This window comes from Undibacterium sp. RTI2.2 (assembly GCF_035018705.1).
In the GTDB taxonomy this organism is placed as follows: domain Bacteria; phylum Pseudomonadota; class Gammaproteobacteria; order Burkholderiales; family Burkholderiaceae_D; genus Undibacterium.
Map to the genome: position 1 here is coordinate 92,852 of NZ_JASJXN010000003.1, position 19,957 is coordinate 112,808.

A 19,957-nucleotide genomic window follows, 5' to 3' on the forward strand; every position below is an offset into this window, starting at 1 on the left:
GTATGATTTTCTTACTGTGATTTATTACCTGTTTTGGCAAAGCTGCCGCGAGGTCTTATATCAACAAAACTTAGGTAACTTCAGAAAGCGGGAAACTTTAACGAACATAAGCAATTATGAAATTTGGTTCTGCTAGAAACACAAAAGCCCTACGTGAAATTCACGTAGGGCTTTGCTTTTTGGTGCCGACTGCCGGAATCGAACTGGCCACCTGATGATTACAAGTCAACTGCTCTACCAAATGAGCTAAGTCGGCGAAACTATTTCAAAAATTAATTTTGCAATCAATCTCGAAGAACGAAATTATAGGCTATTTTATTATTTTAAGCGAGGGTTTTTCTGATTTTTTTTGTGGCTCTTGCGGACTTTCTGATTTAGGCGCTGAAGCAGACGCATTATTTTCTGCTTTTGTATTCACCGCAGCCAAGCCAAGCACTGGTTTGCTACTGGATGTCGCATGCAGCGCACTAGCTGGTGCTTTACTTAAGACAGGACCTGATTCTGATTGCTGTTGCAAAGCCTCGGATAAATCCACTTCAAACGCCATACCCTGACCGTTTTCACTGGCATAGACGGCTTGTACGTTTTCAACAGGAACATAGATGTCGCGTGAAATTCCGCCGAAGCGCGCTTTAAAAGTAACAGCCTCGTTGTCCATCTTAAGCCCACTAGTCGCGCCAAAACTGATGTTAAGAACAATCTCTCCATTACGCACAAACTCCATAGGAACCCGCGATGCGGCATTCACTTTGACTGCCATGTATGGAGTATAGCCATTATCAGTACACCATTCATAAATGGCACGCATGAAATAAGGTTTAGTAGACGTTTCTGACATGCTTGAAAATTTCCTGAACGATAAGTGACTGAAGAATAGACTGTGATTCTATAAACGACAAGGCTGACTTGATTGGATCTCGTCAGCCTTGTTTTGCAGCGCATTAATACTGACTGTGAATACTTATTTAAACGATTAACGACGCATCACTTTTTCGGATGGTGTCAACGCTTCAATATAGGCTGGGCGAGAGAAAATACGTTCAGCATATTTCATCAGAGGCGCAGCCGTTTTTGACAACTCAATACCATAATGATCCAGACGCCACAGTAAAGGTGCAACAGCAACATCCAGCATAGAGAATTCATCACCGAGCATGTATTTATTCTTAATAAACAATGGTGCCAGTTGCGTCAGGCGATCACGAATTTCTGCACGTGCTTTATCTTGTACTTTGGCAGAGGAAGTCGATTTATCGTTTTCCAATGTATGCACATGAATGAACAATTCTTTTTCAAAATTGAACAACATCAAACGAGCACGGGCACGTTGCAATGGATCAGCCGGCATCAGTTGCGGATGTGGGAAACGCTCATCAATATATTCATTGATGATATTTGATTCATACAAAATCAATTCGCGCTCAACCAGAATTGGCACTTGCCCGTAAGGATTCATCGTGGAAATATCTTCCGGTTTGTTGAATAAATCAACATCACGAATTTCAAAATCCATACCTTTTTCAAACAACACCAAACGGCAACGCTGAGAGAATGGGCAAGTTGTGCCCGAGTAGAGAACCATCATTTTTATAGTTCCTTAAAAACGATTAGGGCGAGGCACCAATTTGCGCACCTCACCCTGGGATGACACATCTGCTAAAAAAGTTCAAGCGACACTAAAAACCTAGATTAAGACTGAGCTAAAACCTGAGCTACAACACCAACTAAAACTTCTTTTTACAGACGACTAAATTACCAAAATTACTTAACTTCTTTCCAGAATGATGCATTTAAGCGCCATGCCAAGAAACTCAATCCTGCGAGGAACATCAAAACCCATACGCCGAGTTTGGTACGTGTTTTTTGTGCAGGCTCACCCATCCATTGAAGATATCCAACCAAGTCTGCCACTGCTATGTCGTACTCAGGTCCGGTCAGAGTACCTGCAGTAACTGTTTCAAAACCTTCAAATTTATGCACAGATTTGGATGCGTCATGCTCATCTTTTTCTTCCACAAATTTAGCTGTACGAACACCTTGCAGCTCCCACAGTACATGTGGCATACCAACATTTGGGAACACCATATTATTCCAGCCGGTTGGACGAGTCTCATCTTTGTAATAAGTACGCAGATAAGTGTAAATCCAATCAGCACCAGAACCTGCGCCAGATGCTTTGGCACGAGCTATTACTGACAAATCCGGCGGAACTGCACCGAACCAGGCTTTGGCATCTTTTGCAGTCAAAGTCGTTTTCATCAAATCACCCACTTTTTCGCCAGTGAACAGCAAATTTGCTTTGATTTGATCATCTGTCAGACCGATGTCTTTCAGGCGGTTATAACGCATTGCTGACGCTGAATGGCAGTTCAAGCAATAGTTGACGAATAATTTAGCACCATGTTGTAAGGCGGCCATATCGGTTGAACGATCTGGTGCCTGATCTAATGGATAGCCGCCTTCATTCGCCAGAGCCAAGGCTGGAACAAAAGCCAAAGTTGCGATTAATTTTTTAAATAATTTCATGCTTTTAATTCCTTTGACGCTTACTTGGGTGCATAACATCACATTTAGTCGCGCTGAGTGCCTAGTGCGCAGCAAAAGTAACGCGTTTAGGCGGAGTCTTAAATGTACCCATCGTGCTCCACCAAGGCATCAGCAAGAAGAACGAAAAGTAAAGAACTGCACATACTTGTGAAATACGCTCAAACGTTGGCGACGGCGGCTGAACACCCAAATAACCTAAGGCGACAAAAGCAATACCAAATACGATATAGACATATTTGTGCCACTCTGGACGATAACGAATCGACTTAACTGGAGACAGATCCAACCAAGGCAAACCACCCAGTATCATTACGGAACCGCCAAACAGTACAACGCCCCAGAATTTTGCGTCCAGACCAAAAGGCATCATACCGATGATAGCTAACAAGCCTACCGCAGCAATCGCAATCTTAATCAATTGCGGCAATCTGGTTGTCAGGAAAATCAAAGCGACATAGGCAACGACACCAGCTTGTACCACATATAAAAACTCAGAAGTAGTAGCACGCAAAATGGAATAAAACGGCGTGAAATACCAGGTCGGCGCGATATGTGAAGGTGTTTTCAGTGAATCGGCAGGAATAAAATTATTGTATTCAAGGAAGTAACCGCCCATTTCCGGCGCAAAGAATATAACCGCGCTGAAAATTGTTAAGAATACGGTGACACCAAAAATATCATGGAAAGTGTAATAAGGATGGGAAGGAATACCATCAACTGGATGTCCATCTGCACCGATATTGTCTTTAATTTCAATGCCATCAGGATTATTCGATCCGACTTCGTGCAAAGCGATTAAATGCGCTGCAACCAATCCCAACAAGACCAGAGGAATCGCAATCACGTGGAACGAGAAGAAGCGATTCAGCGTCGCATCAGACACCACATAATCACCACGTATCCATAGAGACAGATCAGGACCAATAAAAGGAATTGCACCGAATAAGTTAACAATAACTTGTGCGCCCCAGTACGACATTTGTCCCCAAGGCAGCAAGTAACCAAAGAAGGCTTCTGCCATCAAACACAGGAAAATTGCGAAACCGAACAACCAGATCAATTCGCGTGGCTTACGGTATGAACCGTACATCAGCGCACGTGTCATATGAAGATAAATAATAATGAAGAATGCAGACGCACCAGTTGAATGTGCATATCGCACAAACCAGCCAGCAGGTACCTCGCGCATAATGTACTCAACGGAGGCAAACGCTAGGTTAGCATCAGGCTTGTAATGCATGACTAAGAAAATACCAGTGACAATCTGTATCACCAGCACCAACATTGCCAGAGAACCGAAGATGTACCAAAAGTTAAAGTTCTTCGGTGCGTAGTATTGACCCCATTGATCATTCCATAGCTTAGTCAACGGAAAACGGGAATCTACCCAATTCAGCGCCTTAGCAGCAATAGGTGCATCTGCTGGCAGCTTCTTTTCAACAAAAGCCATGATTAAGCCTCGCCTTTCTGATCTTTACCGATGACAATTTTAGTGTCCGACAAATACATATGGCGTGGCACGTCCAGATTTTGCGGAGCTGGTTTGTTTTTGAAAACACGACCAGCTAGGTCGAAAGTCGAACCGTGGCATGGGCACAAGAAACCACCTGCCCAGTCATCCGGTAAAGATGGCTGTGCACCAGCCTGAAATTTAGAACTTGGGGAACAACCAAGGTGAGAACAAATACCGACTGCAATCAACACATCTGCATGCTCTTTACGGGAGCGGCTCTGTTTATCGCAATAGTCAGGTAATTCCATCGTGTAAGGCTTCAACGATTTTGGATCGGCAACCTTGTCTTCAGTGCTAGTAAGACTCGCCATCATTTCCGGCGTGCGCTTGAGTATCCAAACTGGCTTACCGCGCCATTCTACTGTTCTCATCTCACCCGGATTTAAAGTCGAAATATCTACTTCTACCGGCGCACCTGCCGCCTTAGCACGTTCAGACGGCTGAAAAGTGCTGACTAGCGCACCTGCCGTTGCTAAACCTGCAACACCACCCGCCGCGCACGTGGCGACGAGTAAGCCGCGGCGGCCAGAATCGACCTGCTTTTCAATACTCATACCAACCCCAATCTGTCAAAAATCAAAACTTGTCGAAGCATAAACCTACTTCTAGCAACCTTAAATTATAAAGGAGCCGAGAGTGGTTTTAAAGCAAAAGTTGTTTATAGGTTCAAACTGCGGCGCTTTTTTTCAGTTTTGTCGGTTATTTTGATGCTTTCCGTTTATTATTTCCTATCAAGCAGAAAATGCTCAAAGTAATCGACACAAAGTTTGACAAATAAACCATCATGTAATTTGCCTTTGCGGATTAAAATATTGCTGCTTTGTCATACATAACCTGGGAGTCAACATGAGCATGATGCAAGAATTTAAGAGTTTTGCCAGCAAAGGCAATGTGGTTGATTTAGCGGTCGGCGTCATCATTGGTGCAGCGTTTGGCAAGATTGTTGACTCTTTGGTAGCTGATATTGTGATGCCTGTTGTCGGTAAAATTTTCGGTGGTTTAGATTTTTCCAACTACTATGTAGCGTTAAATGGTCAGGCTAGCGGCCTTACCTTGGTAGAAGCAAAAAAAGCTGGTGCCGTACTGGCATACGGTAATTTCATCACGATTGCACTTAACTTTGTTATTCTGGCTTTTCTGATTTTTCAAATGGTAAGAATGTTCAACAAGATGAAAAAAGACGAGCCAGCGGCACCAGCCGCAGCGCCGGTGACACCTGAAGATGTAATTTTGCTGCGTGAAATTCGTGATGCCTTAAAAAAGTAACACGCACTTGCGGCAAAATTTAAACATAAAAAAAGCCGCTAATTTCAAAGCAACTTTAAGAATTAGCGGCTTTTTTATATCAAACTGGATTATCGATATCGACAAAATGATGCGCTAACCCAAACTTCTCAGCCAGATGTTGTCCCAAAGCCTGTATGCCGTATCGTTCAGTCGCATGATGTCCGCATGCCAGATAAGCCACACCAGACTCACGTGCCAGATGCACGGTGGGTTCAGAAATTTCTCCGCTTAAATACACACTGGCACCAGCACTGATCGCCTGATCCAGCATGTTTTGCGCTGCGCCGGTACACCATGCGATCTTAGCGACTAGCTGCTCTGGATCACCAATCAACAAAGGCTTGCGACCCAATCGTGCTTCAATTTGTGCGGCCAGTTGTCCGACGCTACGCAGAGAGGCATCCTCAGCGATGCCGATCCAGCCCAGATCATCCTCACCAAATCGCGCTTTTGGTAACAAGCCCAATCGCTGCGCCAGTTGTGCGTTATTACCGAGCTGAGCATGCATGTCCAACGGCAAATGGTAGGCGAACAAAGAAATATCATGCTCTAGCAACAGCTTTAACCTCTTGTGCTTTTGCCCGATGACTCGCATGTCTTCGCCGCGCCAAAAATAGCCGTGGTGTACCAAGATCGCATCGGCTTGTAAATGAACCGCTTTTTCCAGCAACGCCAAACTGGCCGTGACCCCGGTCACGATACGTTTTATCTGTTCACGCCCTTCCACCTGTACGCCATTTGGGCAATAATCACGAAAGCGGTTAATCTGTAGCTCTTCTGCCAAATAGTCCGATAGCTTTGCTCTCGTCACTGATTGCGGCTGTGTCATTTTCACTTGATTCATTTTTTTCTGGTTCCTCTATGCGACGTCTCTGGCTCTTATTTGCGCAAACCATTACGGTGGCTTTAGCACTCTGGTTTATTGTAACCACCTTAAAACCAGAATGGGCAAACAAGGGGTTCAGCGGCAATCAAAGCCTGCGCATGGCGTCCACAGTCACGTTGCAAGAAGCGCCCGTTAATTCGGTCGCCAGCCAAAGTTCGTATCGCAATGCGGCCAAGCGCGCGATGCCATCGGTGGTCAATATTTACACTTCAAAAGAGGCGAAGCAGACCAACAATCCCTTGCTAAACGACCCATTCCTTAAGCGCTTTTTTGGCGACCAGCAAAATCAACAAGCGGAAAAACAAGTCAGCCTTGGCTCTGGCGTCATTCTCAGTCCAGAGGGATATATCCTGACCAACAACCATGTGGTTGAAGCTGCTGAAGAAATTGATATCGTGTTAGCCGATGGGCGCAAATCGATTGCCAAAGTCATCGGCACCGATCCAGAGACCGATTTGGCTGTGATTAAAATTGATTTGCCGGATTTGCCTGCAATCACATTAGGACATCCTGAACAATCCAGCGTCGGTGATGTGGTGCTGGCGATTGGCAATCCGTTTGGCGTTGGACAAACAGTAACGATGGGGATTATCTCTGCGCTGGGGCGCAACCACCTTGACATCAATACCTTTGAAAATTTTATCCAGACCGATGCTGCCATCAATCCCGGCAACTCGGGCGGCGCATTGGTCGATGTCAACGGCAACTTATTAGGAATTAATACTGCGATCTATTCCCGCAGCGGCGGCTCGCTGGGGATAGGCTTTGCAATTCCTGTAACAACCATCAAAACGGTGATGGAATCAATCATCAAAAATGGGCAAGTCGTGCGCGGCTGGATCGGCGTAGAACCGCAAGATATCACGCCAGAACTGGCAGAAAGTTTTGGTATCAAACAAAAATCTGGGGCGATTATTGCGGGCGTAATTCGTGGTGGACCAGCGGATAAAGCAGGCATCAAGCCGGGTGATATTTTGCTGGCAATTGAAGGTAAACCAGTCGCCGACACTACCGAAATGCTGAATCTGATTGCGCAATTGCCACCCAACCAAAAAGCTAAAATTGCCGTTTTACGCAATACAGCTGAATCAACGTTTGAAGTATTTATAGGCAAGCGCCCGGTTCTGAAACGAGAAGAATAAGCGACTCATCGCACTCATGAAAAAAGTTAATATGCTGCTGCGCTAGTATGATTTAGCCGATATTTTATCTGGAATGCATAATCAGCCTGCTAGTGAGCATTTAATATACTCCCATCATGTATATTTAATTGTCCAATCAATTACTGGACAATACGGCATTTTTTATAAAAATGAGGGGGAGTATATTGAAATTGGCGCTAATTTTGATCAATTCAATTGTTTAAACAATGCATGGGGTTTGCTTTACATCCCTGCACTACACAATAAAAAATATCCATTTAATACATGGTTCACCAGCACTTAAAAGACGCAAAGGCACGCAATGCATATCCGTGATTTAAAACGCTTTCTGTTCGAATTATCCGAAAACAATAACCGCGCCTGGTTCGTCATGAACAAGCCTCGCTACGATATTTTACGCGCTGAATTTTTAGAACTCGTGACTGATCTGATCGCTAAAATCAGCAAATTTGATCCTGCGATCATTGGTTGCGAGCCGAAAAAAGCTTTGTTCCGTATCAACCGCGACATGCGCTTTTCTGCGGATAAATCACCTTATAAGACTACTTTTTCGGCCTCGATTTTGCCTAGCGGTCGTAAGAAACCTAGCGAAGGTGGCGGCCCTGCTTATTACTTCCAGATTGATGCAACGGGACGATTGTTCTTCGCTGTGGGCGAATACATGCCGCCATCGGATCGCTTGCGCGCCATCCGCAATCAGATCCTGGCTGATCCAGAGGGTTTTTCTAAAGTCTTAAAAAATAAGGGGCTTAAACAAATTTTTGGTAGCTTGCAAGAGGAAGGGAAATTAACGCGTCCACCCAAAGGCTTTGATCCAGAATCGCCGCACATCGAGCAAATTAAGCTGAAGAATTTTATGGTCTGGACCGAGTTTACGCTGGATGAAACCACGCCAGAACAAATGGGGGAAATCGTCACCGAAGGTTTTAAGGCAGCCTATCCCCTGGTCGGGTGGTTGCGCACCGCCGCTAGTAGCGTGGGTCCCGACTAATCCGAGACTTCATCCGGTGCTTGCGTGGCTTTGACAAAGATCGGAGCCACTAGCAAACCCAATTCAAATAAAAACCACATCGGCAATGCCAGTGAGAACTGGCTGACGATGTCAGGTGGCGTCACAATCGCGGCAACCACAAAGGCGCCGACGATGATGTAAGGACGCATCGCTTTCAACTGCTCTACCGAGACCAGCCCCATACGTACCAACACCACCACCACAATCGGCACTTCAAATGTCATGCCAAAGGCAAGGCACATCGACATCACAAAATCGAGGTAATTTTCTATGTCCGGCGAAACGGTAATCGAGGTCGGAGCAAACTCGCTGATGAATTTAAATACGCGCCCAAACACAAAGAAATAACAAAACGCCACGCCAGAAAAAAACAACAGTGAGGAGGAAATCACTAAAGGCGCCACCAATCTTTTCTCATGGGAATATAAGCCAGGCGCAACAAATGCCCAGACTTGATACAACACCCATGGTAGCGCCAGCATAAACGCCAAAAGCAAGGTCACTTTCATCGGCACCAGAAAAGGAGAAATCACACCCGTCGCAATCATTTTGGCACCGACAGGCAAGGATGCAATCATCGGCTTCGCCAGAAAATCATAGATGGCAGAAGGCCCGGGCCAGGCAAACAAAGCCGCACAGACAATCGCAATACCGATCGATGCTTTGACCAGCCGATCACGCAATTCGACCAGATGCGAGATAAACGTGTCTTCAACTCCCGATGCTTGTGGGTCACTCATGCTGGTGCAGAACCTATAACAATGTGGAAAATGATATGACTAGCGATAAGGCATGTCATTTAAAAGAAACTGGCGGAAGAATTGCGTTTTGCTCTGAACTTGGCAACCCGCGCCGCGCCGGACATCACATGACTGCGACCGCCATGACGATTTTTATACCAGGCAGGAATTGCTGATGTCTTAGCGATCTTTTTACGACGGAAATCTTTTGCCTTAAAAGCCAGATGACTCACGCTGGGCGGATTGAGCAAGGAGGAATCCGTTTCTGGATCTTGCCAGGCAGAGCGAATATCGTTCTGCGTTTCAGACAAACCTTTAGCAATCGACTGCCCGACGTCCTGTACTGCCTCTTGCGCATCTTTATGCATCTGACGCAGCTCATCAAGCTCAATCTCACGACTGACTTCCGATTTGACTTCGTTGATGTAACGTTGGGCACGACCAAATAATGTGCCAGCCATACGCGCTACTTTTGGCAGTTTTTCAGGACCGATTACGATTAAAGCAACCACGCCAATTAACGCCAACTTACTGATGCCAAGATCTATCATGAGTGGTGTCTTTTAAAACCAGAGGCTAGCAATCTGAGGTAGCAACATCAGAGCTTGGATTTTTCTTTAGCATCAACATCAATTGTTGTACCCGATGTTTTATCCGCGACTTTTTGTGCGTCTGCAGCCTTCTCTTCTTCGCCCTTGACGCCGTCTTTAAAACCTTTGACAGCCTTGCCAAGATCGGATCCGATATTACCAATTTTTTTGGTGCCGAATACCAGCATCACAATGACCAACACAATTAACCAGTGCCAAATACTGAATGAACCCATGATATCTCCTAAAACGAGCGTGAACGCTCAGACAAATTATTGATCTATAAGAAGCGGTTAATGCGGAACTATCGCTGACCGCGCCATGGCTGCGGACCGCCAATCACGTGTAAATGAAGATGATACACCTCTTGCCCGCCATCCGGTCCGGTGTTAATCAGCGTCTTGTAACCACCACTGACGTTACCATCGGTATCTTGCGTGAGACCGCAACCTTGCTCTTGCGCCAATTTAGGCGCCAGCGCTAACATCCGCCCCAACATCCCTGCATGCTCCGGAGTTGTTTGCGCCAGAGTTTCTACATGCTGCTTGGGAATAATTAAAAAATGCACCGGAGCAGCAGGATTAATATCTTTAAACGCCAGAAACTCTTCGTCTTCATAAACCACACTAGACGGAATTTGTTTTGCCACAATTTTACAGAAAATACAGTTACTCACGGTGTCCTCATATTGTTGTGCAAGACGGTTGAAATACAGTTAAAAAATTTGCTTAAATTCTTATAGGACTTACGCCAAATTGTCCCAGCAAGGCGTAGCGACGAAGGCAGTACTTTAGTACGACTAGGCGCTGCAACGCAGCTGGGGCGATTTTGCGTAAGTTCTGTCTTAATCTGGGCGGGAAGCTTTTTCCTCAATACCGGATAAGCCTTCGCGTCTTGCCAACTCATTCAAGACATCTTGCGGCGTCAAATCAAACTGTGCCAGCAAGACCATGGAATGAAACCAGAGATCGGCACATTCATACAAGACTTTAGATTTATCACCTGAGACGCGGGCATCTTTGGCGGCCATCACAGTTTCGGTCGCTTCTTCGCCAATTTTTTTGAGTATCGCGTCGTCGCCCTTGGAAAACAAACGCGCGACATACGAAGTTGCCGGGTCGCCGCCGTTAGCAGCTTTGCGGCTCTCGATGACTTCAGACAGTCGCTTTAAGGTTTCACTCATACAATCTTTTCTAATTACTGGTCATTATTTATAGATAGTTTCTGGGTCTTTTAAGACGGGATCAACAGCCTCCCAATCACCGTCATTGACGCCGCCTTCAAACTTTTGGAAGAAGCACGAGTGGCGACCCGTATGGCAAGCGATGCTATCGACTTGTTCTATTTTGAGAAGAACCACATCTTCATCGCAGTCAAGGCGAATCTCCAAAACCTTTTGAACATGGCCGGACTCTTCGCCTTTGTGCCATAATTTTTTCCGCGAGCGACTCCAATAAACCGCTTCGCCTAACTCTACGGTTTTGGTCAGAGCATCCCGGTTCATCCAAGCGAACATCAGCACGTCATTGCTGGACGCCTCTTGCGCAATCACAGGCACCAACCCTTGATCGTCCCAGCGCACTTTATTCAACCATTTTGACGCGCTCATGACAGTCTCATTGAAATCTGTTGTGCTGCCATAAATTGCTTGGCTTCTTGCACGGTATGTTGTCCATAATGGAAAATACTTGCGGCTAGTACCGCATCAGCACCACCAATTTTGATGCCGTCGGCTAAGTCTTGCAGACCACCAACGCCACCGGAGGCGATCACCGGTATTGAGACCGCATCCGACACTGCGCGGGTCAGACCCAAATCAAATCCTACTTTCGTACCATCCCTATCCATGCTGGTCAGCAAAATTTCTCCCGCACCCAAGCGTGCCATATTTCGTGCCCACTCCACCGCATCTAAACCAGTAGCATTACGGCCACCGTGGGTAAAGACTTCCCATTTTCCAGGTGCGGTTTGTTTTGCGTCAATCGCCACAACGATGCATTGTGATCCGTATTTTTGCGATGCTTCAAACACCAATTGCGGATTGGTCACTGCAGATGTGTTGATACCAATCTTATCTGCACCGGCATTTAATAAGCGGCGCACATCGGCCACCGTACGTACACCACCGCCCACCGTTAAAGGGATAAATACTTGCGAAGCGACTGCCTCGATAATCGGTAAAATTAAATCGCGTCCGTCACTGGATGCGGTGATATCAAGAAAAGTAATTTCATCAGCGCCTTGCCCGTCGTAGCGACGCGCGATCTCAACCGGATCGCCGGCGTCACGCAGTTCCTGAAAATTGATACCCTTGACGACACGACCAGCGGTCACATCAAGACAAGGGATAATGCGCTTTGCTAAAGCCATGCTTAGTTTTCTTCGCTATCGTCTATGTCATCAAATTCATCAGCGCGTTCCTGTGCGCTAGCAAGATCTAATGTGCCTTCGTAAATAGAACGGCCACAAATCACGCCTTCTATCCCCTCGCCTTGCACCGCGCACAAGGCTTCAACATCTTGCAGATTATGGACGCCGCCAGATGCAATCACCGGAATACTCACAGCTTGCGCCAGCTTGACTGTGGCTTCGATATTGACGCCGCCCATCATGCCATCGCGGCCGATGTCGGTATAAATAATCGACTCGACGCCATAACCTTCAAATTTTTTCGCCAGATCGATGACTTCATGACCCGACAGTTTGCTCCAGCCATCCGTCGCGACCTTGCCATCTTTGGCATCAATACCAACAATAATTTGTCCTGGGAAGGCACCGCAGGCATCTGCCAGAAATCCAGGATTTTTAACTGCGGCAGTGCCGATAATGATGTAGCTGATACCGTCATCCAGATAACGCTCTATCGTATCCAGATCACGGATACCGCCACCGAGTTGCACCGGGATTTCATCAATATCATTTTCTTCCGCAAACTCACGCACCGCCTTCAAAATCGCTTTGACTGCTGTTTCATTTTTTGGCTTACCTGCGAAAGCTCCGTTCAGATCGACCAGATGTAGTCGTCTTGCGCCTTGCTCTAGCCAATGACGCGCCATCTCGGCGGGGTCTTCGGAGAACACGGTGGCTTGGTTCATATCACCTTGTTTAAGGCGTACGCAGTGACCGTCTTTCAGGTCGATAGCAGGAATGAGCAGCATGGCTGTATAAAGTTAAGTAATTAAAGACAGAATAAATGGGTAAATCAGTTTGACGGTATCACAAGCTTAAGGGTTCCAGTGTACAAAGTTTTTGTATAGTTGCAAGCCAGCATGTGCACTCTTTTCAGGATGGAATTGCGTGGCAAAAATATTATCTCTTGCAACTGCACAGGCGAACGGCGTGCCATAGTCGGTAGTTCCGACTGTGTGCGCAGCATTGGCTGGCTGAGCATAGTAACTATGAACAAAATAGAAATAAGCCTCATCGGCAATATCTTGCCAGAGCGCATGCACTTGGCCTTGCGTCCGTGCTTGCCTGACTTTATTCCATCCCATTTGCGGCACTTTAAAACGCGACCCGTCATCTTGTAGCTGACCGTCCAGCGCAAAACGCACTACTTTGCCAGGCAATAAACCCAATCCCGGCGTGTTGCCTTCATCGCTCAGATCAAACAGCATTTGCTCACCGACGCAAACGCCAAACAGCGGTTTGCTACGCGCGGCTTGCAATACTGCCTCTTGCACACCGGATTCGCGCAGACTGCGCATGCAATCGGGCATCGCGCCCTGGCCTGGCAACACCAGACGATCGGCACTTTGGATATCGGTGATCTCGCCAGAAATTTTGACATCGGCGTCCGGCGCGACGGCACGCAGGGCTTGCGCTACTGAGCGCAAATTGCCCATGCCGTAATCGACTACAACAATTTTATTCATGCTGATGAGTTTATTTGGCTAATGATTTAGCAATTTAAAGAATAAATTCAGAATCAAATTCAAAGACACATTAAGCAGCAAATGTAAGGCCTGAGATTCTGGTTTGATTCTGGTTTGATTCAGATTTGATTCAAGCAGAATTACAAGCTGCCTTTGGTCGATGGAATGGTACCAGCAGCGCGCGCATCTAATTCAGCCGCCATACGCAAGGCTCGGCCAAAGGCCTTGAAGACGGTTTCGCATTGATGGTGAGCATTATCGCCACGTAGATTATCGATATGCAAAGATACCAACGCGTGGTTCACAAAACCCTGAAAAAATTCATGGGTCAAATCGACATCGAACGAACCTATCATGGCGCGCTTAAACGGCACGTGGAACTCTAGTCCAGGGCGACCGGAAAAATCAATCACCACACGCGATAAAGCTTCATCTAGCGGCACATAAGAATGACCGTAACGACGAATACCTTTTTTGTCACCGATAGCTTTTGCAAATGCCTGACCGAGCGTAATACCGACATCTTCTACCGTATGGTGTGCATCGATGTGCAAATCACCCACAGCTTCAATTTCCAGATCGATTAAACCATGACGGGCAATCTGATCCAGCATGTGATCCAGAAAGGGGACGCCTGTATTGAGCTTTTGCTTTCCGGTTCCGTCAATATTGATGGCTACGCGGATCTGAGTTTCGTTAGTATTGCGGCTTACTTCAGCAGTGCGTTGGGCTTGCATGATTTTGATCTTTGAATTTGAACCGGTAATCTGGTCTTTAGTTTGCGGCTTTATAAAAGTCGGGCTTTACGACTAAGCCTGGCTATGAAGCAACCAAGGATGCTTTAAAAGCCGCGAGAAATAAGGCGTTTTCCTGCGGATTACTGACGGTGATACGCAAGCAGTTTTCCAGCAGTCCATGCATTTTACCTACATTTTTGACTAAAATTTTTTGTTCCAGCAATTTGGCAAAGACTTGTTCCGCTTTTGTCACGCGTATCAGTAGGAAATTTGCCGCTGATGGAAACACTTGCACGCCCGGCAGTGCCGCCAAGGCTGCGCTGAGCTCACTGCGCTGGTGACGTAATTCAGCTGCTTGCATATCCAAAATATCTGCATGCTCCAGCACAAACTCTGCCGCGGCTTGGGTTAACACATTGATGTTATAGGGTGGCCTGACTTTTTCAAACTCTTGCATCAGAGCGTTATTGCCAGACATATAACCGAGGCGTATACCAGCCAGACCCAGCTTTGATACTGTACGCATCACAACCAGATTGTCGAATTCGGCCAGACGCGGCATAAAACTGGTTTGGGCAAATGGTTGGTACGCTTCGTCCACAATCACTACACCACTGTCACCGACTGCGTGCAAGATTTCTTCCATCTCATCAGCATTGAATAAGGTGCCCGTCGGATTATTCGGGTAGGCCAAATAAATAATTGCGGGACGATGTTCTGCAATCGCAGCCAGCATCGCGGCTTTGTCCAAACTGAAATCAGGATGAAACGGCACGCCGATAAATTCTAGTCCGGCGAAGCGTGCAGACATCGCATACATGACAAAACCTGGGATAGGTGCCAACACTTTTGCACCTGGCTTGGCACAGGCAACCGAGACCATGCTGATCAGCTCATCAGAGCCATTGCCAAGGACGACATCAAATCCTGCCGGAACACCAAGCTTGTCGCTGATGACAGCTTTCAGCGCGGAATAAGACGGAATGGGGTAACGGTTTAAAGCTACTTCAGACAAACGTTGTGCCAGTTCCGTACGCAGAGACTCCGGCAGCGTGTAGGGATTTTCCATGGCATCGAGTTTGACGAAACCGGCGGAGTCCTGCACATGGTAGGCAGACAACGCACGCACGTCAGAACGGATAATATTTTCAATCAATGACAAAATATACTCCCACTTGTATTTTTAATCGTCCATATATTCTCTGGACTATGCATACCATTTAGTCACATACTCCCTTATTTTTACTCAATTACAGACTCAAATATAGGTTCTGAGCACTGTATTGTAGGGAGTCAAAACTCAAGCAGCTTCCAGACGGCTTAAGCGCTCTTCGATCCGCGCGCAATAGTCCTGATTCAATTCAAAGCCGACATAATCACGGCCACAATTCCTTGCGGCAACCGCGGTTGTGCCGCTGCCCATAAACGGGTCTAAGACGACGCCGCCTGCCGGACATGATGCTTTGATCATGCGCTCAATAATCTCTAACGGTTTCTGCGTCGGATGGTCTTCGCGTTCGGCATGCTCACGGTGCAGGCGAGATACGCTCCAGATATCTTTTGGGTTGTAGCCCAGTTCTAGCCATTTTGCACCTTCAAAAATCTTTCGACTACGCGCCTTTTTTGTGACGGCATCGTAGGGAATGCGAATGGCGTCCAGATCAAAATAATAGTCTTTCGCCTTGACGAAAAAACCGATGCTATCGTGTACAGATGAATACTTGCGTACGCTGCCACCCATTGAAGGAACGCGCCGGTCCCAGATGATCTCGTTCATCATACTCATGCGCTGTTTGAGCATGACAAAGATCTCGGGGGAGTAGCGCCAAGTCAAGAAAATATACAGACTGCCATTTTCTTTCAGCTTCGGCAAAGCCGCGTCTACCCATTGCTCGGTCCATAATAAATACTCAGCGGATGCCATTTTGTCTGAATCATTGCCGTAATCCTTTCCCAAACCATAGGGTGGATCTGCCAGCAACAAATCAACGCTGGCATCGGGAATACGCGCCAAACCTGTCAGCGCGTCTTCACAAAATATCTGATTACGCCAGCTACTCAACGGATCTGCCATGTTCTCATTTGAGGCGTAATTCGGCACTACGTGCGTGGGCTTGCAAGCCTTCGCCGTACGCCAGCTCTGCGGCAACGCGCCCCAAGGTTTGTGCGCCCTGTTCACTGACATAGATGATCGACGAGCGCTTTTGAAAGTCATACACGCCAAGTGGTGACGAGAACCTGGCAGTCCGGGAGGTCGGCAATACATGGTTTGGTCCGGCGCAGTAGTCACCCAGCGCTTCCGACGAAAAACGTCCCAAAAACATCGCTCCGGCATGGCGAATTTTGTCCCCCCATTGCTGGGGATTTTCAGTAGAAATCTCTAAATGTTCTGCGGCGATGTCATTGGCGATATCGCAGGCTTGTTGCATGTCTTTGACTTTGATCAAGGCTCCACGGTTAGTCAATGAAGTCCGAATGACCTCCCGACGCGGCATGGTCGGCAATAATTTATCAATGCTGGCGTGTACCGCATCGATGTAGGCGGCATCAGGACATAACAAAATAGATTGCGCCAGCTCATCATGCTCTGCTTGCGAGAACAAATCCATGGCGATCCAGTCTGGATCAGTGGTGCCGTCACAAATCACTAAAATTTCTGAAGGGCCTGCAATCATATCGATTCCCACGGTGCCGAATACACGGCGCTTGGCTGCAGCCACATAGGCATTGCCGGGTCCGACAATTTTATCTACTTGGGGAATCGTCTCGGTACCGTAGGCCAGAGCACCAACCGCTTGAGCACCGCCGATGGTGAAGACACGATCGACACCAGCAATCGCAGCGGCAGCCAACACCAAAGGATTTTTGATGCCATCTGGCGTCGGCACGACCATGATAATTTCTTTGACTCCGGCGACTTTAGCCGGAATCGCATTCATCAATACCGATGAGGGATAGGCTGCTTTACCACCGGGAACGTAAATTCCAACTCGATCTAAGGGTGTCACTTTCTGACCAAGTACTGTGCCGTCGGCTTCGGTATAGCTAAAGCCTGCCGAACCGCATTCAATTTTTTGCTGCTCGTGGTAAGCACGTACTCTGGCTGCAGCAGTTTCTAACGCATGACGACGCTCCGCCGTCAGCGATGCCAATGCTGCATGCATCTCTTGCTGACTCAATTCCAACGCGCCCATACTGCTTGACTGCAAGCGATCAAAACGGTTCGTGGCTGCGAGGACAGCCGCATCACCGTGTTTTTTCACCTCCGCCAAAATTTGCGCAGCTGCCTGATCAATCGCGGCATCTTCGCTGGCTTCAAACGCCAGCAAGGCACTAAGCGATTGTGCGAATCCTGATGCGCTGGCATCTAATTTTCGAATAGGAAGCGAGCTAGTGGAGGACGGCTGCTGTGAGGAAGAAACAGAAGAATTGGACGACATGATGTTCTCGATCTATTTTTTGGTAGCGCGCTCAAATGCTTCAAGGATAGGTTGCAAGCGCTCACGCTTCATTTTTAAGGCAGCTTGGTTCACCACGAGTCGCGAGGAAATATCCATGATGTGTTCGACCTCAACCAAGTTATTCGCAATCAACGTATTGCCGGTACTAACCAGATCCACGATGGCGTCGGACAAACCAACTAAGGGCGCTAACTCCATAGAACCGTACAGCTTGATCAAATCGACGTGGACACCTTTGCTGGCAAAATGCTGACGGGCTGTTTCTGTATATTTTGTCGCCACTCGAAGGCGAGCACCCTGACGCACAGCACTGGCATAATCAAAACCGACAGATACCGCGACTGACATGCGGCATTTAGCAATATTCAAATCAAGTGGCTGATATAAGCCCTCGCCGCCGTGTTCATGCAGAACATCTTTACCGGCAACACCTAAGTCCGCGGCACCATATTGCACATAGGTTGGCACATCAGAAGCACGGACAATGATCACCCGTATCTGAGGATCGTTAGTCGCCAAAATCAATTTGCGCGACTTCTCTGGATCTTCGGTCACCCAGATACCGGCAGCTTCTAATAGCGGCAAGGTCTCTTCAAAAATACGGCCTTTGGAGAGCGCCAAGGTCAATTGGGTCGACATTATTTGACTCGCTTAATTAGTGCACCTACGCCGGACAATTTGACTTCCATCCGATCGTAACCTCGATCTAGATGGTAAATACGGTCTATCAGGGTTTCGCCCTCAGCAGCCAGACCGGCAATGACCAGCGACGCCGAAGCGCGTAAGTCTGTCGCCATGACTGGAGCGCCGATCAATTTATCAACGCCAGAAATCATTGCCGTATGGCCGTCAATTTCGATATGTGCACCCAGCCGGTTCATTTCCTGTACATGCATAAAACGATTTTCAAAAATCGTCTCGGTCACACGACTACTGCCCTGCGCGATGCAATTCACTGCCATAAACTGCGCCTGCATATCAGTAGGGAAGCCGGGATATTCGGTAGTGCGAAAACTGACTGCCTTAGGACGAGCACCCATTTGTGCGCGAATCCAATCCGTACCACTGGTTAAGATGACACCGGCTTCGCGCAGTTTATCCAATGCCACGTCCAGAATATCGCTACGCACATTTTTTAACGTGATATCGCCACCCGCTGCCGCGACTGCACACAGAAAAGTGGCTGTCTCAATCCGGTCTGCAATCACTGCATGAGTCGCACCGTGCAGACGATCGACACCTTGGATGACCAGACGATCTGTTCCTATACCTTCGATCTTCGCGCCCATAGCAACCAATAGATGGGCAAGGTCAGTCACTTCGGGTTCGCGTGCTGCGTTTTCCAGTATGGTTTCGCCCTCTGCTAACGTGGCTGCCATCAACAGGTTTTCTGTCCCTGTAACGGTAATCATATCGGTGACTACACGCGTCCCCTTTAAGCGCTTGGCTTTGGCGTGGATGTAACCCGCCTCAATCGTAATCTCGGCTCCCATCGCTTGCAGCCCTTTAATATGCTGATCAACAGGACGCGATCCGATCGCACAGCCGCCAGGCAGAGATACTTTAGCCTCGCCAAAACGCGCAAGCATAGGACCGAGCACTAGGATGGAGGCTCGCATGGTTTTTACCAAATCATAGGGTGCTTCCAGCTTGTCGATTGCCGCACCGTTTAAGGTAACTACACCATTTTCTTGCGTCACCCGCAAACCCATTTGACCAAGTAACTTGAGCATAGTAGAGACGTCTTGCAGCGACGGAACATTATGCAAAATGACATCATCCGAACTCAATAAACCAGCACACAAAATGGGCAAAGCTGCGTTCTTTGCACCGGAAATGTTAACGTCACCATTCAGGCGTTGTCCGCCTGTAATCAATAATTTATCCATTATTTTTGAAATTCGTCTGGAGTTAAAGTTTTCATCGACAATGCATGAATTTCTTCACGCATGCGGTCACCCAAAGCGGCGTACACCAGTTGATGGCGCTGTATCAAACGCTTACCGATGAAGAGTTCGGACACAATCACTGCCGTAAAATGTTGCCCGTCACCTTCGACTTCGAGGTGACTGCAATCAAGTCCATCGGCAATATATTTCTTAATTTGTTCAGGAGTTGGAAACACGATGATTCTTTCAAAATACTT

25 protein-coding genes and 1 tRNA gene are annotated in these 19,957 nt (G+C 47.3%); 3 read left to right on the forward strand and 23 right to left on the reverse strand.

Annotation, left to right across the window (positions count from 1 at the left end; all coding sequences use genetic code 11):
- Positions 1–180: 180 nt before the first annotated feature.
- The 6 genes from QN395_RS02455 to petA all read right to left on the reverse strand — a co-directional run bounded on the left by QN395_RS02455 (position 181) and on the right by petA (position 4,614).
- Positions 181–256: transfer RNA gene (locus tag QN395_RS02455), tRNA-Thr, on the reverse strand.
- 54 nt (positions 257–310) lie between these two features.
- Positions 311–838, reverse strand: a complete 528-nt coding sequence (locus tag QN395_RS02460; RefSeq protein ID WP_322121106.1) for a ClpXP protease specificity-enhancing factor — start codon at positions 836–838, stop codon at positions 311–313.
- 135 nt (positions 839–973) lie between these two features.
- Positions 974–1,585, reverse strand: a complete 612-nt coding sequence (locus QN395_RS02465; protein ID WP_262838127.1) for a glutathione S-transferase N-terminal domain-containing protein — start codon at positions 1,583–1,585, stop codon at positions 974–976.
- 176 nt (positions 1,586–1,761) lie between these two features.
- Positions 1,762–2,526: a cytochrome c1 gene (locus QN395_RS02470; protein ID WP_322121105.1), complete on the reverse strand. Its 765-nt coding sequence runs from the start codon at positions 2,524–2,526 to the stop codon at positions 1,762–1,764.
- 61 nt (positions 2,527–2,587) lie between these two features.
- Complete coding sequence (locus QN395_RS02475) at positions 2,588–4,000, reverse strand: cytochrome bc complex cytochrome b subunit (protein ID WP_322121679.1); 1,413 nt, start codon at positions 3,998–4,000, stop codon at positions 2,588–2,590.
- Entirely contained in the window at positions 4,000–4,614 is a 615-nt protein-coding gene (gene petA, locus QN395_RS02480) for a ubiquinol-cytochrome c reductase iron-sulfur subunit (protein WP_322121104.1), read from the reverse strand. The genes QN395_RS02475 and petA overlap by 1 nt, the downstream gene beginning before the upstream one ends.
- A 292-nt stretch (positions 4,615–4,906) precedes the next feature.
- Here petA and mscL point away from each other — a divergent pair, with 292 nt between their 5' ends.
- Complete coding sequence (mscL, locus tag QN395_RS02485; protein ID WP_322121103.1) at positions 4,907–5,326, forward strand: large conductance mechanosensitive channel protein MscL; 420 nt, start codon at positions 4,907–4,909, stop codon at positions 5,324–5,326.
- Between the two features lie 79 nt (positions 5,327–5,405).
- Here mscL and QN395_RS02490 read toward each other — a convergent pair whose 3' ends face one another.
- The gene (locus tag QN395_RS02490; RefSeq protein ID WP_322121678.1) at positions 5,406–6,158 is read right to left on the reverse strand and encodes a Nif3-like dinuclear metal center hexameric protein; all 753 of its coding nucleotides are present in this window, start codon (positions 6,156–6,158) and stop codon (positions 5,406–5,408) included.
- Between the two features lie 50 nt (positions 6,159–6,208).
- Here QN395_RS02490 and QN395_RS02495 point away from each other — a divergent pair, with 50 nt between their 5' ends.
- On the forward strand, positions 6,209–7,375 hold the full coding sequence (locus tag QN395_RS02495) for a Do family serine endopeptidase (protein ID WP_322121102.1): 1,167 nt from the start codon (positions 6,209–6,211) through the stop codon (positions 7,373–7,375).
- A gap of 322 nt (positions 7,376–7,697) precedes the next feature.
- Entirely contained in the window at positions 7,698–8,387 is a 690-nt protein-coding gene (locus tag QN395_RS02500; protein ID WP_322121101.1) for a DUF2461 domain-containing protein, read from the forward strand.
- On the opposite strand, the gene tatC is transcribed toward QN395_RS02500, so the two are convergent.
- From tatC to QN395_RS02580, 16 genes are all read right to left on the reverse strand, one after another.
- On the reverse strand, positions 8,384–9,148 hold the full coding sequence (gene tatC / locus QN395_RS02505; protein ID WP_322121100.1) for a twin-arginine translocase subunit TatC: 765 nt from the start codon (positions 9,146–9,148) through the stop codon (positions 8,384–8,386). The genes QN395_RS02500 and tatC overlap by 4 nt on opposite strands.
- Positions 9,149–9,207: 59 nt before the next feature.
- The gene (tatB, locus tag QN395_RS02510; protein WP_322121099.1) at positions 9,208–9,699 is read right to left on the reverse strand and encodes a Sec-independent protein translocase protein TatB; all 492 of its coding nucleotides are present in this window, start codon (positions 9,697–9,699) and stop codon (positions 9,208–9,210) included.
- Between the two features lie 47 nt (positions 9,700–9,746).
- Positions 9,747–9,974, reverse strand: coding sequence for a Sec-independent protein translocase subunit TatA (tatA, locus tag QN395_RS02515; RefSeq protein ID WP_322121098.1), 228 nt, complete (start codon positions 9,972–9,974; stop codon positions 9,747–9,749).
- Between the two features lie 68 nt (positions 9,975–10,042).
- The gene (locus QN395_RS02520) at positions 10,043–10,414 is read right to left on the reverse strand and encodes a histidine triad nucleotide-binding protein (protein WP_322121097.1); all 372 of its coding nucleotides are present in this window, start codon (positions 10,412–10,414) and stop codon (positions 10,043–10,045) included.
- 168 nt (positions 10,415–10,582) lie between these two features.
- Positions 10,583–10,921 (reverse strand): phosphoribosyl-ATP diphosphatase, encoded by a 339-nt coding sequence (locus tag QN395_RS02525; protein WP_322121096.1) that lies wholly within the window; start codon positions 10,919–10,921, stop codon positions 10,583–10,585.
- A gap of 24 nt (positions 10,922–10,945) precedes the next feature.
- Positions 10,946–11,347 (reverse strand): phosphoribosyl-AMP cyclohydrolase, encoded by a 402-nt coding sequence (hisI, locus tag QN395_RS02530; protein WP_322121095.1) that lies wholly within the window; start codon positions 11,345–11,347, stop codon positions 10,946–10,948.
- Complete coding sequence (hisF, locus tag QN395_RS02535; protein ID WP_322121094.1) at positions 11,344–12,108, reverse strand: imidazole glycerol phosphate synthase subunit HisF; 765 nt, start codon at positions 12,106–12,108, stop codon at positions 11,344–11,346. Before hisF ends, hisI begins: the two co-directional genes overlap by 4 nt.
- Before the next feature lie 2 nt (positions 12,109–12,110).
- Positions 12,111–12,896: a 1-(5-phosphoribosyl)-5-[(5-phosphoribosylamino)methylideneamino]imidazole-4-carboxamide isomerase gene (gene hisA, locus QN395_RS02540; protein ID WP_322121093.1), complete on the reverse strand. Its 786-nt coding sequence runs from the start codon at positions 12,894–12,896 to the stop codon at positions 12,111–12,113.
- 66 nt (positions 12,897–12,962) lie between these two features.
- On the reverse strand, positions 12,963–13,613 hold the full coding sequence (gene hisH / locus QN395_RS02545; protein ID WP_322121092.1) for an imidazole glycerol phosphate synthase subunit HisH: 651 nt from the start codon (positions 13,611–13,613) through the stop codon (positions 12,963–12,965).
- A gap of 140 nt (positions 13,614–13,753) precedes the next feature.
- Positions 13,754–14,350, reverse strand: a complete 597-nt coding sequence (gene hisB / locus QN395_RS02550) for an imidazoleglycerol-phosphate dehydratase HisB (protein WP_322121091.1) — start codon at positions 14,348–14,350, stop codon at positions 13,754–13,756.
- Positions 14,351–14,432: 82 nt separating this feature from the next.
- A complete protein-coding gene (gene hisC, locus QN395_RS02555) occupies positions 14,433–15,512 on the reverse strand; it encodes a histidinol-phosphate transaminase (RefSeq protein WP_322121090.1) in 1,080 nt (359 codons plus the stop codon).
- Positions 15,513–15,650: 138 nt separating this feature from the next.
- The gene (locus QN395_RS02560; protein ID WP_322121089.1) at positions 15,651–16,424 is read right to left on the reverse strand and encodes a site-specific DNA-methyltransferase; all 774 of its coding nucleotides are present in this window, start codon (positions 16,422–16,424) and stop codon (positions 15,651–15,653) included.
- Positions 16,425–16,428: 4 nt separating this feature from the next.
- The gene (gene hisD, locus QN395_RS02565) at positions 16,429–17,790 is read right to left on the reverse strand and encodes a histidinol dehydrogenase (protein ID WP_322121088.1); all 1,362 of its coding nucleotides are present in this window, start codon (positions 17,788–17,790) and stop codon (positions 16,429–16,431) included.
- Between the two features lie 12 nt (positions 17,791–17,802).
- Positions 17,803–18,450, reverse strand: a complete 648-nt coding sequence (gene hisG, locus QN395_RS02570) for an ATP phosphoribosyltransferase (protein ID WP_322121087.1) — start codon at positions 18,448–18,450, stop codon at positions 17,803–17,805.
- Complete coding sequence (gene murA / locus QN395_RS02575) at positions 18,450–19,700, reverse strand: UDP-N-acetylglucosamine 1-carboxyvinyltransferase (RefSeq protein WP_322121086.1); 1,251 nt, start codon at positions 19,698–19,700, stop codon at positions 18,450–18,452. Before murA ends, hisG begins: the two co-directional genes overlap by 1 nt.
- Positions 19,700–19,936 carry a BolA family protein gene (locus QN395_RS02580; protein ID WP_322121085.1) on the reverse strand — a complete coding sequence of 79 codons (237 nt, stop codon included), beginning with the start codon at positions 19,934–19,936 and terminating at the stop codon, positions 19,700–19,702. Before QN395_RS02580 ends, murA begins: the two co-directional genes overlap by 1 nt.
- Positions 19,937–19,957: the final 21 nt, after the last annotated feature.